We start from the raw sequence: 13,794 nt of genomic DNA, 5'->3' as shown, positions 1-13,794 counted from the left end.
CCTTGACGGCCTGTGTCTATCCCTCGACACAGTTCTAATAATAGTGAATTAGCGATGAAGAGCAACCTGCCAAATCTTTCAAAAAGATACGCCGGTATTTCACGCTTTTCTATAACCCATTAAAAATCAGACAGTTACAAACACAACCTACTCATCAGCGCGCTGAATTTACAGTCAAATACTACGAAAGCTTACGCAGCACGTAAGCAAAGGCTTACAGCGAAAAGTAGTTTTTACCGCATGGACTACACATTTTAAACGCCTCATTTAAATAACACCTACAACCCATCCAGCTGTTATTTATGCACATGCAAAAACACCTCGAACAAGTCGAGGTGTTTTTACGAAGTAGGCCGTTGTATGTTTGTACGGACGAACTGACTGTCTGTTATTGGAACAGAGACTCGCTCGACAACCCGTTTTTCTCAAGGATCTCACGTAAGCGCTTAAGTCCTTCGACCTGAATCTGCCGGACCCTTTCCCGAGTCAAACCGATCTCCAGACCGACGTCTTCCAGCGTACTGCTTTCGTGTCCCCGCAGACCGAAACGCCGCACAACCACTTCCCGTTGTTTGTCGGTAAGCTCAGACAACCATTGATCAATGCTTTGTGACAGATCATCGTCTTGCAATAGCTCACATGGATCAGTCGGACGGTCATCGGTCAACGTATCGAGCAATGTTTTATCTGAATCCGGCCCGAGAGAAACATCCACCGAGGAGACCCGCTCGTTGAGCCCAAGCATGCGCTTGACCTCGCCCACCGGCTTTTCAAGCAGGTTTGCGATTTCTTCCGGAGAGGGTTCGTGGTCTAGTTTCTGGGTCAGTTCCCGAGCAGCACGCAGGTACACGTTGAGCTCTTTGACCACATGAATCGGTAACCTGATTGTGCGGGTCTGATTCATGATGGCGCGCTCAATGGTCTGACGTATCCACCAGGTCGCGTAGGTTGAGAAGCGGAAACCGCGTTCCGGATCGAATTTCTCGACTGCCCGGATCAATCCCAGGTTGCCTTCCTCGATCAGATCGAGCAATGAAAGGCCACGATTGACGTAACGCCTGGCGATTTTCACCACCAACCGCAGGTTACTTTCAATCATGCGTTTGCGTCCCGCTGGATCACCGCTCTGCGACAAACGTGCAAAGTGGACTTCTTCTTCCGGCGAAAGCAGGGGCGAGAAACCTATTTCATTGAGGTACAACTGAGTCGCATCGAGCGCACGGGTGTAGTCGATGTATTTGTGCTGTTTGAGCGTTGTGGAGTTCTTGGCCCGAGCGCGAACGGGAGGTGCAGCTTTTTTTTCCTCGTCCGGCGATAAGTCCAAAACGATGCCAGGCTCCATAAGGAGTACCTCATCATCGATGTCAAACTCCGGCGCTTCTTTATTGAGAGCCATTGTTATAGTCCTTTGGTGAGTTCGACCTCAAGCTCTAGCGGCGCCTTATTTCCGTGGCAACGCTTGAGCCTGTTCCCTCTACGCAAGAAACAGGCTGGTAACCGATCAACGACGCGGCAGGAATTCCAGAGGATCTACAGGCTTACCTTGGCGGCGAATCTCAAAATGCAGTTTCACCCGGTCAGTCCCAGTTGACCCCATCTCGGCAATTGTCTGTCCGACTTTGACCTGCTGCCCCTCCCGAACCAACAGTCTACGGTTATGACCGTACGCACTGACGTAGGTATCGCTGTGTTTGATGATCACTAACTCGCCGTAGCCCCGCAAGCCACTCCCGGCGTAGACAACCGAACCATCAGATGCAGCCAAAACAGGCTGTCCCAAATCTCCAGCGATATCAATTCCTTTATTCAAACTACCGTTTGAAGAAAATTTGCCAATCAAAATGCCATTAGATGGCCAGGCCCAGCCGGCAGATGGGCGTCCCGCAGCCTGAATCGGCGTGGTCGCCGGAGCGCTTTCTTTCGATGGCAGGATCACCGGAACGACTCCGACCGGCCTGGAGATGACCGTGGTTTTGAACGAACCTGACGCCGTAGACGCTGTTGTAGACGCTACCACCGGAGGGCCGGAAGGCACAGATGCAGGCCCGGCGATTACCGGACTTGAACTGGAGCGCCCATCAAAACGAATAGTTTGCCCCGGATGGATGGTATACGGAGGGGGTATCTGATTGCGTTCGGCTAACGCTTTCCAGTCCCAGCCGTAACGAAAGGCAATCGAAAACAGCGTGTCGCTGCGACGCACCACGTACTGCCCGGTTGTAACCGCTTGTCGCTGAGGCACGGATTTGTTGCGATCGACGACCGGGGCGCCACCAGGCGGTCTGCTTGAGCAGCCGACAAGCAAGAAACCAAGGGCAAGGCCAATCACCAGACGCTGAAAGCTAGTTGAAGATAGTCGCTGCTGAATGACTGTGAGACTCACCCGCCACTCCTTTACTGTGACTGAATTAAAGTTGCCTATTGTGCCGTAATATCGGCTGGCAGGGATTGCTTAATTGTTTGAAAAACCGTGCGTTACAGCACCCTATGAAGATACTGCATTAAGCCACAGGTCAGGCTATCTGACCTACAGCGCGAGCCAGAATTCATTACGCGCAGAAACGAATTGTCACGCGAGTGGGCCGTTGAGCAAGGGCACGAACCTTACAGAGCCCAGTACGTGACGGGAAAAGCCAGTTTCTTCACGAACGATCAGCATCAATTGCTGAACTTCACCAGAACCCACTGGAATCACCAACCGACCACCGGGGGCAAGTTGATCAAGCAGGGCTTGGGGAACGTCAGTGGCCACCGCAGTCACGATAATCCCGTTGTAGGGCGCCAGTGCTGGCCAACCTTCCCAGCCGTCGCCCCAGCGGAACACCACGTTGCGCAGGTTCAGCTCCACCAGCCGCTCTTTTGCGCGGTCCTGTAGAACCTTGATCCGCTCAACGGAAAACACCCGTTCGACCAGCTGTGACAAGACCGCTGTCTGATAGCCAGAACCCGTACCGATTTCCAACACCTTATCCAACGGTCCGGCAGCCAATAGCAGCTCGCTCATGCGCGCCACCATGTAAGGCTGGGAAATGGTCTGGTTATGACCAATGGGCAAGGCGGTGTCCTCGTAAGCCCGGTGCGCCAACGCTTCGTCGACAAATAGGTGTCGAGGCGTGTTTCGGATCACTTCCAACACTTGGGCGTTGGAAAGTCCCTCTTCATAGAGGCGCTGGATCAAACGCTCGCGGGTGCGCTGGGAGGTCATACCTATCCCGCGCCTTAAAAAATTATCTTGCTCACGCGACATCAATGCAGTCCCTCTAGCCAGCGGTTTAGGCTGGTGAAACCATCCTGATAAGTACGGTCCAGTTGTAGCGGTGTAATGGATACATAGCCTTGCATTACAGCGTGAAAATCAGTCCCGGCGCCGCCATCTTCGGCATCACCGGCGGCCGCGATCCAGTACCCGACACGGCCACGCGGATCGACCACTTTGACCGGCGCAGCGGCGCGAGCACGATGGCCCAGCCGAGTTAATTGAATTCCGCGAATGTGCTCAAGCGGAAGATTCGGAATATTGACGTTCAACACCGTGCGCGCAGGCAAATCCAGTTGCTCATGGGCCTCAACCAATAACCGAGCAAAATGCGCTGCGGTCGAAAGATTGTCTACCTGACGCGATAACAATGAAAACGCAAATGAGGGGCGCTCAAGAAAACGCCCTTCCAGCGCTGCGGCCACGGTGCCGGAATACAAAACATCATCGCCCAGATTAGCGCCAAGGTTAATGCCGGAAACGACCATGTCTGGCCGCTGCTCAAGCAGCCCATTGAGGCCAAGATGGACGCAATCGGTCGGCGTTCCGTTCACGCTGATGAAGCCATTCGCCAATGCATGGGGATGCAGCGGACGGTCCAGAGTCAGCGAGCTGCTTGCGCCGCTTTTGTCTTGGTCAGGAGCAATCACCACGCAATCGCTATAGTCCGCCAGCGCAGCATGAAGCGCGGCAAGACCGGGTGCACTCACCCCATCATCGTTAGAAATCAGAATACGCATGAGCTGTCCGTTTGCCCCACCGGAACCAGGTCGACGAGTTCACGCACCAATACAGTGGCGAAGCATCCGGCCGGCAGGACGAATTCCAGTTGCAGAATGTCAGGCTCGGGATAATGCCACGTCAAACCGCCAATGGGCAGTCGCAGGATACGTCGCTCATGCTCCATGCCCGCTTTGATCAACCAATCGCGCAAGGCAGACTCGCCCTCGGCAACCGCGTGTTCCAACGCACCAGTGGCCCCGGTCGCAGGTGAGTCACCTGCGCCCCACTGCGGCCCGGTGGGGTGCAGGTCAAGAATCGCCAGGCGCGGATCGCTGCATTCGGCTTCCCCCGCAGGAAAAAAGCTGCGGCTATCGGTAAACGCCAACAGGTCGCCCACCTGGGCGCGCTGCCAACTGCCGTCGGCGACCCGTACCGCCAATACTTTGTTGAACAGATAACTACGGGCCGTGGAGAGCAATCGAGAGCGTACCGCGCGCTGCTCCGGCAAGGCCTGGCGTGCCGCATAGTCACGGGCCTCGCCCAGATTGCCGCCTTCCCAGCCGAATCGCTGGGTGCCGAAGTAGTTCGGCACGCCATGGCTGGCGATTGATTCGAGTCGAGCCTGTAACGCCGCTTGATCGCCTTGTAGCTGGGTCAGACGCAACGTGAAACCATTGGCCGCGTGGGCACCTCGTTGCAATTTGCGCTTGTGACGACCCATTTTCAGGATTTTCAGGGTGTCGTCCTGGGCCGCAGCCATGTCCGGATCGGCTTTGCCGGGCAATTGCACGCTGAACCATTGCCGGGTCAATGCCTGGCGGTCTTTCAAGCCGGCGTAGCTCACGGTTCGCAACGGTACACCGGCAGCTCGCGCTAACCTCCGGGCGGCTTCTTCGGTGTTCAAACCGCGCTTTTCAACCCACAACCACAGGTGTTCGCCGTCTCCTGACAGGGGAATATCCAGCACTTCATCGACCTGAAAATCTTCCGCCGTGGCTTTGAGCACTGCAGTGCCCAGCGCATCGCCATAAGCACGTGGGCCGAGCAATTCGAACTCCGTCATACCGCGAGCAACAAGGCGACGGCGTGAACCGCGATACCTTCTTCACGACCAACGAAGCCAAGTTTTTCAGTGGTGGTAGCTTTTACGTTCACTTGATCCAACTCAACCTGTAGATCCGCCGCAATTAACGCGCGCATCGATTCGATATGCGGAACCATTTTTGGTGCCTGAGCAACAATCGTGGCGTCGACGTTGCCGACTTTCCATCCCTTGCTTTTGACCAACGCCATGATATGGCGCAGCAACGCACGGCTGTCAGCGCCCTTGAATTGCGGGTCGGTGTCCGGGAAATGCTTGCCTATATCGCCTAACGCCGCAGCGCCAAGCAAGGCATCACTGAGGGCGTGCAACAGCACATCGCCGTCGGAATGGGCAAGCAGCCCAAACGTGTGCGTGATTCGCACGCCGCCCAAGGTGATGAAATCGCCTTCAGCAAAACGGTGCACATCATAGCCGTGGCCAATCCGCATAAAAAAACGCCCCGAAAAAGTCAGGGCGTGATTCTACCTACTTTGTCGGACATTAACCGCTTAGAGCGACCGCGTGATGCCGTAAGTGGTCTTCAATGAAGCTGGCGATAAAGAAATAACTGTGGTCGTATCCCGGTTGCATGCGCAGCGTCAGCGGATGGTCAGCTGATTTCGCCGCTTGCACCAACGCCTCAGGCTTGAGCTGATTAGCCAGGAAGTCATCGCGGTCGCCCTGATCGACGAGGATCGGCAGTTTTTCAGTGGCTTCGGCAATCAAGGCGCACGTGTCCCATTCGCGCCAGCGGGAACGCTCTTCACCCAAATATCGGCTGAACGCTTTTTGACCCCACGGGCAGTCCATTGGATTGGTAATCGGCGAAAAGGCTGACACCGATTTGTAACGTCCAGGGTTGCGCAATGCACAGACCAGCGCGCCATGGCCGCCCATGGAGTGGCCGCTGATTCCGCGTACGTCCGAGGCCGGAAAGTGCGCCTCTACCAATGCTGGCAGCTCGTTCACCACATAGTCATGCATGCGGTAATTCTTCACCCACGGTTGCTGGGTAGCGTTCAGGTAGAAACCCGCACCGAGGCCGAAGTCCCAGGCACCGTCCGGATCAGCTGGAACATCCGCGCCGCGCGGACTGGTGTCCGGTGCAACAATAATCAAGCCCAACTCGGCGGCAATCCGCTGCGCACCGGCTTTGTGCATGAAGTTTTCGTCGGAACAGGTCAATCCGGACAACCAGTAGACAACCGGCAACTTACCGCCCTGCTCCGCCTGCGGCGGCAGATAAACGGCAAACACCATGTCGCAACCGAGCACATCTGAGTGATGTTTGTAACGCTTGTGCCAGCCGCCAAAGCTTTTCTGGCACGAAAGATTTTCTAACGTCATGGGGAGGCTCCCAGCTACAAGCTTCAAGCCTTGAGCTGCAAGAAGGCATGACACACGCCCCTTGCAGCTTGCCGCTTGAAGCTTTCAGCTGCTCTTAGAAGTGAATGACAGAACGGATGCTTTTGCCTTCATGCATCAGGTCAAACGCTTTGTTGATGTCTTCCAGCCCCATGGTGTGAGTGATAAACGTGTCCAGCGGGATTTCACCGGTTTGTGCCATTTCCACATAGCTAGGCAACTCAGTCCGGCCGCGCACGCCGCCGAATGCCGAACCGCGCCAGACGCGACCGGTCACCAGTTGGAACGGACGAGTGGAGATTTCTTGTCCCGCGCCTGCCACGCCAATGATCACTGACTCGCCCCAACCCTTGTGGCAGCACTCCAGTGCTGCACGCATCAGTTGTACGTTACCGATGCATTCGAACGAGAAATCCACGCCGCCGTCGGTGAGGTCAACGATCACTTCCTGGATAGGTCGGTCGTAGTCTTTCGGGTTGATGCAGTCAGTAGCGCCCAGTTGTTTGGCGATGTCGAACTTGCCCGGGTTGATATCGATGGCAATGATCCGACCGGCCTTGGCCTTTACCGCACCGATCAAGGCCGACAAACCGATGCCGCCCAGGCCGAATATAGCCACGGTGTCACCCGGCTTGACCTTGGCGGTGTTGATCACCGCACCGATCCCGGTGGTCACGCCGCAACCCAGCAGGCAGACTTTTTCAAGTGGCGCATCTTTGGAGATTTTAGCCACCGAAATTTCTGGGAGCACGGTGTACTCGGAGAACGTCGATGTGCCCATGTAATGAAAAATCGTCTGACCCTTGTAGGAAAAGCGCGACGTGCCATCCGGCATCAAGCCTTTACCCTGGGTGGCACGAATGGCCTGGCAGAGGTTGGTCTTGCCCGACAAGCAGTACTTACATTTGCGGCACTCAGGGGTATACAGCGGGATCACGTGGTCGCCAACCACAACCGAAGTTACGCCTTCGCCAATGGCTTCAACGATTGCGCCGCCTTCGTGACCAAGGATCGATGGAAAGATGCCTTCCGGGTCAGCGCCGGACAGGGTGTAAGCGTCGGTATGGCAAACACCGGAGGCGACGACCCGCAGCAACACTTCACCGGCCTTGGGCATCGCGACATCGACCTCAACGATTTCGAGGGGTTTTTTGGCCTCAAAGGCAACAGCGGCGCGTGACTTGATCATCGACTTTTTCTCCGGAAGTAGTTACAAGCCAACAGTGTAATACAGCGCCGTATGAGGAATAATCCAGTCGAAAGCAAAACATTATTGCTGTGCAGGGATAATCGATGGTTTCCAATCTGTGGGAAGGAATGGATGAGTTCGTCGCGGTGGCCGAATGCGGACAGTTCACCGCTGCGGCCGAACGCATGGGCGTTTCCTCGTCGCACATCAGCCGACAAATCGTTCGGCTCGAAGAGCGGCTGCAAACACGGTTGCTGTATCGAAGTACTCGACGGGTTAATTTGACCGAGGCCGGGCAGACTTTTCTGCAGCACTGCCAGCGCTTGCAAGACGGGCGCGAAGAAGCGCTGCGCGCCGTCGGTGACCTGGCCAGCGAACCTAAGGGCTTGTTGCGCATGACCTGCGCCGTGGCCTATGGCGAGCGTTTTATCGCGCCGCTGGTGATTGATTTCATGGCCCTGTACCCGCAACTGCGGGTTGAGATCGAGCTGAGTAACCGAACGCTGGATCTGGTGCACGAAAGCCTTGATCTGGCGATTCGCTTGGGCCGCCTGCAAGACTCTCGATTGGTTGCAACGCGCCTGGCCCCTCGCCGAATGTACCTGTGCGCGTCCCCTTCTTACCTTGAGCGATACGGACGACCCCACAGCTTGTCCGAACTGAGCCGTCACAATTGTCTGATTGGCAGTACCGACACTTGGTTATTGCAACAAAACGGCCGGGAGTTTTCACAGCGGGTTCAGGGCAACTGGCGCTGTAACAGTGGCCAGGCGGTGCTGGATGCAGCGTTGCAGGGCATTGGACTGTGCCAATTGCCAGATTATTACGTGCTGGAACATTTAAACAGCGGCAGGTTGATTCCCTTGCTCGACGCCCATCAGCCGCCGAATACCGCCGTTTGGGCGCTGTATCCGCAACAACGACACCTGTCGCCAAAGGTGCGCAAGCTGGTAGAACACCTCAAAGCCGGGCTGGCGGTACGTAAGGAATATTGCGAGCAGGTCGAATTCGGCGTTTGAGTCAGAATTTGCGGCGTTGACGCAGCCATTCCAGGTCTTCGGGGCGGGTAACCTTGATGTTGTCAGAGCGGCCCTCGATCAATCGAGGAGATTGGCCGGCCCACTCCATGGCGGACGCTTCGTCAGTGATGCTGACGTTTGATACCAGGCTGTCAGCCAGCGCTCGGTGCAGTGCGCCAAGGCGGAACATTTGCGGCGTGTAGGCCAGCCAGATACAACTGCGGTCAACCGTTTCCGTGACGCGCCCGTTGCTGTCAGCACGCTTAAGCGTGTCGCGCGCAGGCACCGCCAGCAAACCGCCGACAGGATCATCAGCCAGTTCGGCCAACAATTTGTCCAGATCCCCACGCGCCAGGTTAGGTCGCGCGGCATCGTGAACCAACACCCAATCGTCGTCATGGGCACCCTGTGCGTGCAATTGCAGCAACGCGTTGAGCACGGAATCTGCCCTTTGCAAGCCGCCGGCAGCACGCTGAATTCGAGGGTCTACGGCGCAGGCCAGGGTTGGCCAATAAGGATCATCCACAGCCAGGCCGATCACCAAACCCTTAAGCTGGGGGTGGTCGAGAAAACAATTGAGGCTGTGTTCGAGGATAGTAACGCCGCCCAACAACAAATATTGCTTGGGACGGTCAGCGGCCATTCGGGCACCAACACCAGCAGCAGGAATAACTGCCCAGAAGGCAGGCAACGCCGAGGTCATTGGGCCAACTGATAGAGAGTTTCGCCGTCTTTAACCATGCCGAGTTCATGACGAGCACGTTCTTCAACGGTCTCCATGCCCTTTTTCAGCTCTAGTACTTCCGCATCGAGAATGCGGTTACGTTCCAGCAATGCATCGTTTTCAGCATGCTGATCAGCGATTTGTTGGGACAACGTGGCTACTTGCGCCAGGCTTCCATTACCCACCCACAGGCGATACTGCAGGCCAGCCAGCAGCAGGAGCAAGATCAGGAACAACCAGTTAGGACTGCGCATTGAATATCAGGTACTCAGTGAAAAAAGACAGCGGTGCCTACACGTTAAAAGACTGAGGGCATCGAACCCGGCAACCGGGTCCGATCACTCATACGCCCGAAACATCGTCGGCTAGCCGACGTGTCCTACAGCGCCCGTTGCCTTTTTACCATCTCCTGCTCAGCCGCGAAACTCGCCGCGACCGTTGTACACAGCTTTGGCACCCAATTGCTCTTCGATACGCAGCAGTTGGTTGTACTTGGCGATACGGTCAGAACGACTCAACGAACCGGTTTTGATCTGACCTGCAGCCGTACCCACCGCCAGATCAGCGATGGTCGAATCTTCGGTTTCACCGGAGCGGTGCGAGATTATCGCGGTGTAACCGGCCGCTTTGGCCATTTGAATGGCTTCCAGGGTTTCGGTCAACGTGCCGATCTGGTTGAACTTGATCAGGATCGAGTTAGCGATCTTTTTATCGATGCCTTCTTTGAGGATCTTGGTGTTGGTCACGAACAAGTCGTCGCCCACCAACTGGATTTTTTCGCCGATTTTGTCTGTCAGCGTTTTCCAGCCTGCCCAATCGGACTCATCCATGCCGTCTTCGACGGAAATGATCGGGTAGCGTTCGGTCAGGCCAGCCAGGTAATCAGCGAAACCGGTGGAATCGTAAACCTGGCCTTCGCTGGCCAGCGTGTATTTACCGTCTTCGTAGAATTCGCTGGCCGCGCAATCCAGCGCCAGCGTCACGTCGGTACCCAGTGTGTAACCGGCGTTTGCCACAGCTTCCGAGATAACGCGTAACGCGTCTTCGTTGGACGCCAGGTTCGGTGCAAAGCCGCCTTCATCACCCACGGTGGTGCTCAGGCCACGGGCCTTGAGAACTGCTTTGAGGTGATGGAATATTTCGGTGCCCATGCGCAGCGCTTCCGAGAACGTCTTGGCGCCAACCGGCTGCACCATGAACTCCTGGATATCGATGTTGTTATCCGCGTGCTCGCCACCGTTGATGATGTTCATCATGGGCACCGGCATCGAGTAAACACCCGGTGTGCCGTTGAGGTTGGCGATGTGCGCGTACAACGGCAGATCCTGGTCCTGGGCGGCAGCTTTGGCAGCGGCCAGGGACACAGCGAGGATCGCGTTGGCGCCCAGGCTGGCTTTGTTCTCGGTAGCGTCCAGCGCGATCATGGCGCGATCGAGCGCCTGTTGATCCACAGGGTCTTTGCCCAGCAACAAGTCGCGGATCGGGCCATTGATGTTGGCCACGGCTTTAAGAACACCTTTACCCAGGTAACGGCTCTTGTCGCCATCACGCAGCTCAAGCGCTTCACGCGAGCCGGTGGAAGCACCGGACGGCGCGCACGCACTGCCGATGATGCCGTTATCGAGGAGCACATCCGCTTCCACGGTGGGATTGCCACGGGAGTCGAGAACTTCACGACCTTTGATGTCGACGATTTTTGCCATTGTTGTAAACACTCCAGGATTGACGAAGACGACGAAGCTGAAAATTGTGATTTGTCACCGTCAGAACGTATGCAGCGGGCAGTCTTGACGGGCGACAAAGCTCTGACCATCGATCAGAGAAATAGTGTGCGACTTTTTACTGAGCCGCACTCTACCGGAGAAGCGGCTGTTATGCGGTTTCTACCGTCGGAAAACTTTTTACCAGGTCATCAAGGGCTTTTAGCTGAGTCAGGAATGGCTCGAGTTTATCCAGACGCAGGGCGCAAGGACCGTCACATTTAGCGTTATCCGGATCTGGATGCGCCTCAAGGAACAACCCCGCCAAACTCTGGCTCAAGCCAGCCTTGGCCAAATCCAGCACCTGCGCGCGACGACCACCGGCAGAATCGGAGCGACCACCCGGCATTTGCAAGGCGTGGGTCACATCGAAAAATACCGGGTACTCGAATTGCTTCATGATGCCGAAGCCGAGCATGTCCACCACGAGGTTGTTGTAACCAAAGCTTGAACCACGCTCGCACAGGATCAACTGATCATTGCCCGCTTCTTCGCACTTGTTCAGGATGTGTTTCATTACCTGAGGTGCAAGAAACTGGGCTTTCTTGATGTTGATCACCGCACCGGTCTTGGCCATGGCCACCACCAGATCGGTCTGCCGCGAGAGAAACGCTGGCAACTGAATGATGTCGCACACTTCGGCCACGACCGCCGCTTGCTCCGGTTCATGCACGTCAGTAATCAACGGCACGCCAAAGGTCTTTTTGATTTCTTCGAAAATCCGCATGCCCTCTTCCAGGCCAGGGCCACGGTAAGAGGTCACGGAGGAACGATTGGCTTTGTCGAAGCTGGCTTTGAACACGTATGGGATGCCGAGTTTCTCGGTCACGCGGACATAGGCTTCGCACACCTGCATCGCCATGTCCCGGGATTCCAGCACATTCATGCCGCCAAACAACACAAACGGTTTGTCGTTGGCGATTTCGATTGCGCCGACACGGATGACCTTCTGCGACATGCTCATCATACTTGGGCTCAAGCCTTCTTCTGGTGTTGGGTCAGCGCCGCCTTCACAAAGCCACTGAACAACGGGTGACCGTCGCGCGGTGTCGAGGTGAACTCAGGGTGGAACTGGCAAGCCACAAACCACGGATGTTCCGGGGCTTCGATTACTTCAACCAGCGCTCCATCGCCGGAACGACCGGAGATTTTCAGGCCGGCCTCGATCAGGCTAGGCAGCAGGTTGTTGTTCACTTCGTAACGATGGCGATGACGCTCGACGATGACGTCTTTGGCATAGCAATCGTGAACCAGCGAACCAGGCTCCAGTTGGCAATCCTGTGCGCCCAGACGCATGGTGCCGCCCAGGTCCGAGGTTTCGGTGCGAATTTCAACGGCGCCGGTAGCGTCTTCCCACTCGGTGATCAGGCCCACGACCGGATGGCCGCTGGCGCGATCGAATTCGGTGGAGTTGGCGTCTTTCCAGCCCAGTACGTTACGAGCGAACTCGATGACGGCCACTTGCATGCCCAGGCAAATACCCAGGTACGGAACCTTGTTTTCCCGAGCAAATTGCACGGCGGTGATCTTGCCTTCTACCCCGCGCAAACCAAAGCCGCCCGGCACCAGAATCGCGTCGACGCCTTCAAGCAAGGCTGTGCCCTGATTTTCGATGTCTTCGGAATCGATATAACGCAGATTCACCTTGGTGCGATTGGTGATGCCGGCGTGGCTCATCGCTTCAATCAGCGATTTGTAGGCGTCGAGCAGCTCCATGTACTTACCGACCATGGCGATGGTGACTTCATGCTCAGGGTTGAGCTTCGCATCGACCACCTGCTCCCACTCGGACAAGTCAGCGCCGCCACATTGCAGGCCGAAACGTTCAACGACGAAATCATCCAGACCCTGGGCGTGCAGCACGGCCGGAATCTTGTAGATGGTGTCGACGTCTTCGAGGGAAATAACCGCGCGCTCTTCAACGTTGGTGAACAAGGCGATTTTACGGCGTGAAGAAATATCGATCGGGTGATCGGAGCGGCAGATCAACACATCAGGTTGCAAGCCAATGGAACGCAGCTCTTTTACCGAGTGCTGGGTTGGCTTGGTCTTGGTTTCACCGGCGGTGGCGATGTAAGGCACCAGCGTCAGGTGAATGAGCATGGCGCGCTTGGCACCGACTTCTACTCGCAATTGGCGAATAGCTTCAAGGAACGGTTGCGACTCGATGTCGCCAACCGTGCCACCGATCTCGACCATGGCGACGTCAGCATCGCCAGCGCCTTTGATGATGCGGCGCTTGATTTCGTCGGTGATGTGCGGAATCACCTGAATGGTTGCGCCCAGATAATCACCACGGCGCTCTTTGCGCAGGACGTGTTCGTACACACGGCCAGTGGTGAAGTTGTTGTTCTGGGTCATGGTGGTGCGGATAAACCGCTCGTAATGGCCCAGGTCCAGGTCGGTTTCGGCGCCGTCATGTGTGACGAACACTTCACCGTGCTGGAACGGGCTCATGGTGCCCGGGTCCACGTTGATGTAGGGGTCCAGCTTCAGCATGGTGACCTTAAGTCCCCGCGCCTCCAGGATGGCCGCCAGTGAAGCCGCGGCAATGCCTTTCCCCAATGAAGAAACAACACCGCCCGTGACGAAGATGTAGCGCGTCATGAAAAACCCTAGAAGTCTGCGTTAAAGCGGTCAGAGCCGCCGGGGAAAGCGAAGGAAGGCCGAAGCC

At 56.2% G+C, this 13,794-nt stretch carries 14 protein-coding genes; 1 reads left to right on the top strand and 13 read right to left on the bottom strand.

All coding sequences use genetic code 11. The features are described from left to right. Nucleotides 1–388: 388 nt before the first annotated feature. The 8 genes from rpoS to JWR17_RS21660 all read right to left on the bottom strand — a co-directional run bounded on the left by rpoS (nt 389) and on the right by JWR17_RS21660 (nt 7,617). A complete protein-coding gene (gene rpoS, locus JWR17_RS21695; RefSeq protein WP_299834685.1) occupies nt 389–1,396 on the bottom strand; it encodes an RNA polymerase sigma factor RpoS in 1,008 nt (335 codons plus the stop codon). Between the two features lie 105 nt (nt 1,397–1,501). After that, nucleotides 1,502–2,383: a peptidoglycan DD-metalloendopeptidase family protein gene (locus JWR17_RS21690; RefSeq protein WP_299834683.1), complete on the bottom strand. Its 882-nt coding sequence runs from the start codon at nt 2,381–2,383 to the stop codon at nt 1,502–1,504. A gap of 186 nt (nt 2,384–2,569) precedes the next feature. After that, nucleotides 2,570–3,205, bottom strand: coding sequence for a protein-L-isoaspartate(D-aspartate) O-methyltransferase (locus JWR17_RS21685; protein ID WP_299834681.1), 636 nt, complete (start codon nt 3,203–3,205; stop codon nt 2,570–2,572). A gap of 41 nt (nt 3,206–3,246) precedes the next feature. Continuing rightward, on the bottom strand, nt 3,247–3,996 hold the full coding sequence (gene surE, locus JWR17_RS21680) for a 5'/3'-nucleotidase SurE (protein WP_299834680.1): 750 nt from the start codon (nt 3,994–3,996) through the stop codon (nt 3,247–3,249). Beyond that, entirely contained in the window at nt 3,984–5,042 is a 1,059-nt protein-coding gene (gene truD, locus JWR17_RS21675) for a tRNA pseudouridine(13) synthase TruD (RefSeq protein WP_299834678.1), read from the bottom strand. Before truD ends, surE begins: the two co-directional genes overlap by 13 nt. Beyond that, entirely contained in the window at nt 5,039–5,512 is a 474-nt protein-coding gene (gene ispF, locus JWR17_RS21670) for a 2-C-methyl-D-erythritol 2,4-cyclodiphosphate synthase (RefSeq protein ID WP_299834677.1), read from the bottom strand. Before ispF ends, truD begins: the two co-directional genes overlap by 4 nt. Nucleotides 5,513–5,564: 52 nt before the next feature. Then, on the bottom strand, nt 5,565–6,410 hold the full coding sequence (gene fghA, locus JWR17_RS21665; protein ID WP_299834675.1) for an S-formylglutathione hydrolase: 846 nt from the start codon (nt 6,408–6,410) through the stop codon (nt 5,565–5,567). 94 nt (nt 6,411–6,504) lie between these two features. Next, nucleotides 6,505–7,617, bottom strand: a complete 1,113-nt coding sequence (locus JWR17_RS21660) for an S-(hydroxymethyl)glutathione dehydrogenase/class III alcohol dehydrogenase (protein WP_299834673.1) — start codon at nt 7,615–7,617, stop codon at nt 6,505–6,507. 104 nt (nt 7,618–7,721) lie between these two features. On the opposite strand from JWR17_RS21660, the gene JWR17_RS21655 reads away from it, so the two are divergent. Continuing rightward, on the top strand, nt 7,722–8,636 hold the full coding sequence (locus JWR17_RS21655; protein WP_299834671.1) for a LysR substrate-binding domain-containing protein: 915 nt from the start codon (nt 7,722–7,724) through the stop codon (nt 8,634–8,636). 1 nt (nt 8,637) lies between these two features. On the opposite strand, the gene ispD is transcribed toward JWR17_RS21655, so the two are convergent. The 5 genes from ispD to JWR17_RS21630 form a co-directional block, all read right to left on the bottom strand. Beyond that, the gene (ispD, locus tag JWR17_RS21650; protein WP_299834669.1) at nt 8,638–9,339 is read right to left on the bottom strand and encodes a 2-C-methyl-D-erythritol 4-phosphate cytidylyltransferase; all 702 of its coding nucleotides are present in this window, start codon (nt 9,337–9,339) and stop codon (nt 8,638–8,640) included. After that, a complete protein-coding gene (gene ftsB / locus JWR17_RS21645) occupies nt 9,336–9,614 on the bottom strand; it encodes a cell division protein FtsB (RefSeq protein ID WP_297838503.1) in 279 nt (92 codons plus the stop codon). The genes ispD and ftsB overlap by 4 nt, the downstream gene beginning before the upstream one ends. Nucleotides 9,615–9,773: 159 nt before the next feature. Then, on the bottom strand, nt 9,774–11,063 hold the full coding sequence (gene eno / locus JWR17_RS21640) for a phosphopyruvate hydratase (RefSeq protein WP_299834667.1): 1,290 nt from the start codon (nt 11,061–11,063) through the stop codon (nt 9,774–9,776). 169 nt (nt 11,064–11,232) lie between these two features. Further along, nucleotides 11,233–12,078 (bottom strand): 3-deoxy-8-phosphooctulonate synthase, encoded by an 846-nt coding sequence (kdsA, locus tag JWR17_RS21635; RefSeq protein ID WP_299834718.1) that lies wholly within the window; start codon nt 12,076–12,078, stop codon nt 11,233–11,235. A gap of 17 nt (nt 12,079–12,095) precedes the next feature. Continuing rightward, nucleotides 12,096–13,727 (bottom strand): CTP synthase, encoded by a 1,632-nt coding sequence (locus JWR17_RS21630; RefSeq protein WP_299834665.1) that lies wholly within the window; start codon nt 13,725–13,727, stop codon nt 12,096–12,098. Nucleotides 13,728–13,794: the final 67 nt, after the last annotated feature.

Source organism: Pseudomonas sp., from assembly GCF_028293835.1.
Taxonomy (GTDB): domain Bacteria; phylum Pseudomonadota; class Gammaproteobacteria; order Pseudomonadales; family Pseudomonadaceae; genus Aquipseudomonas.
This window is presented reverse-complemented; position numbering and strand designations above follow the sequence as displayed.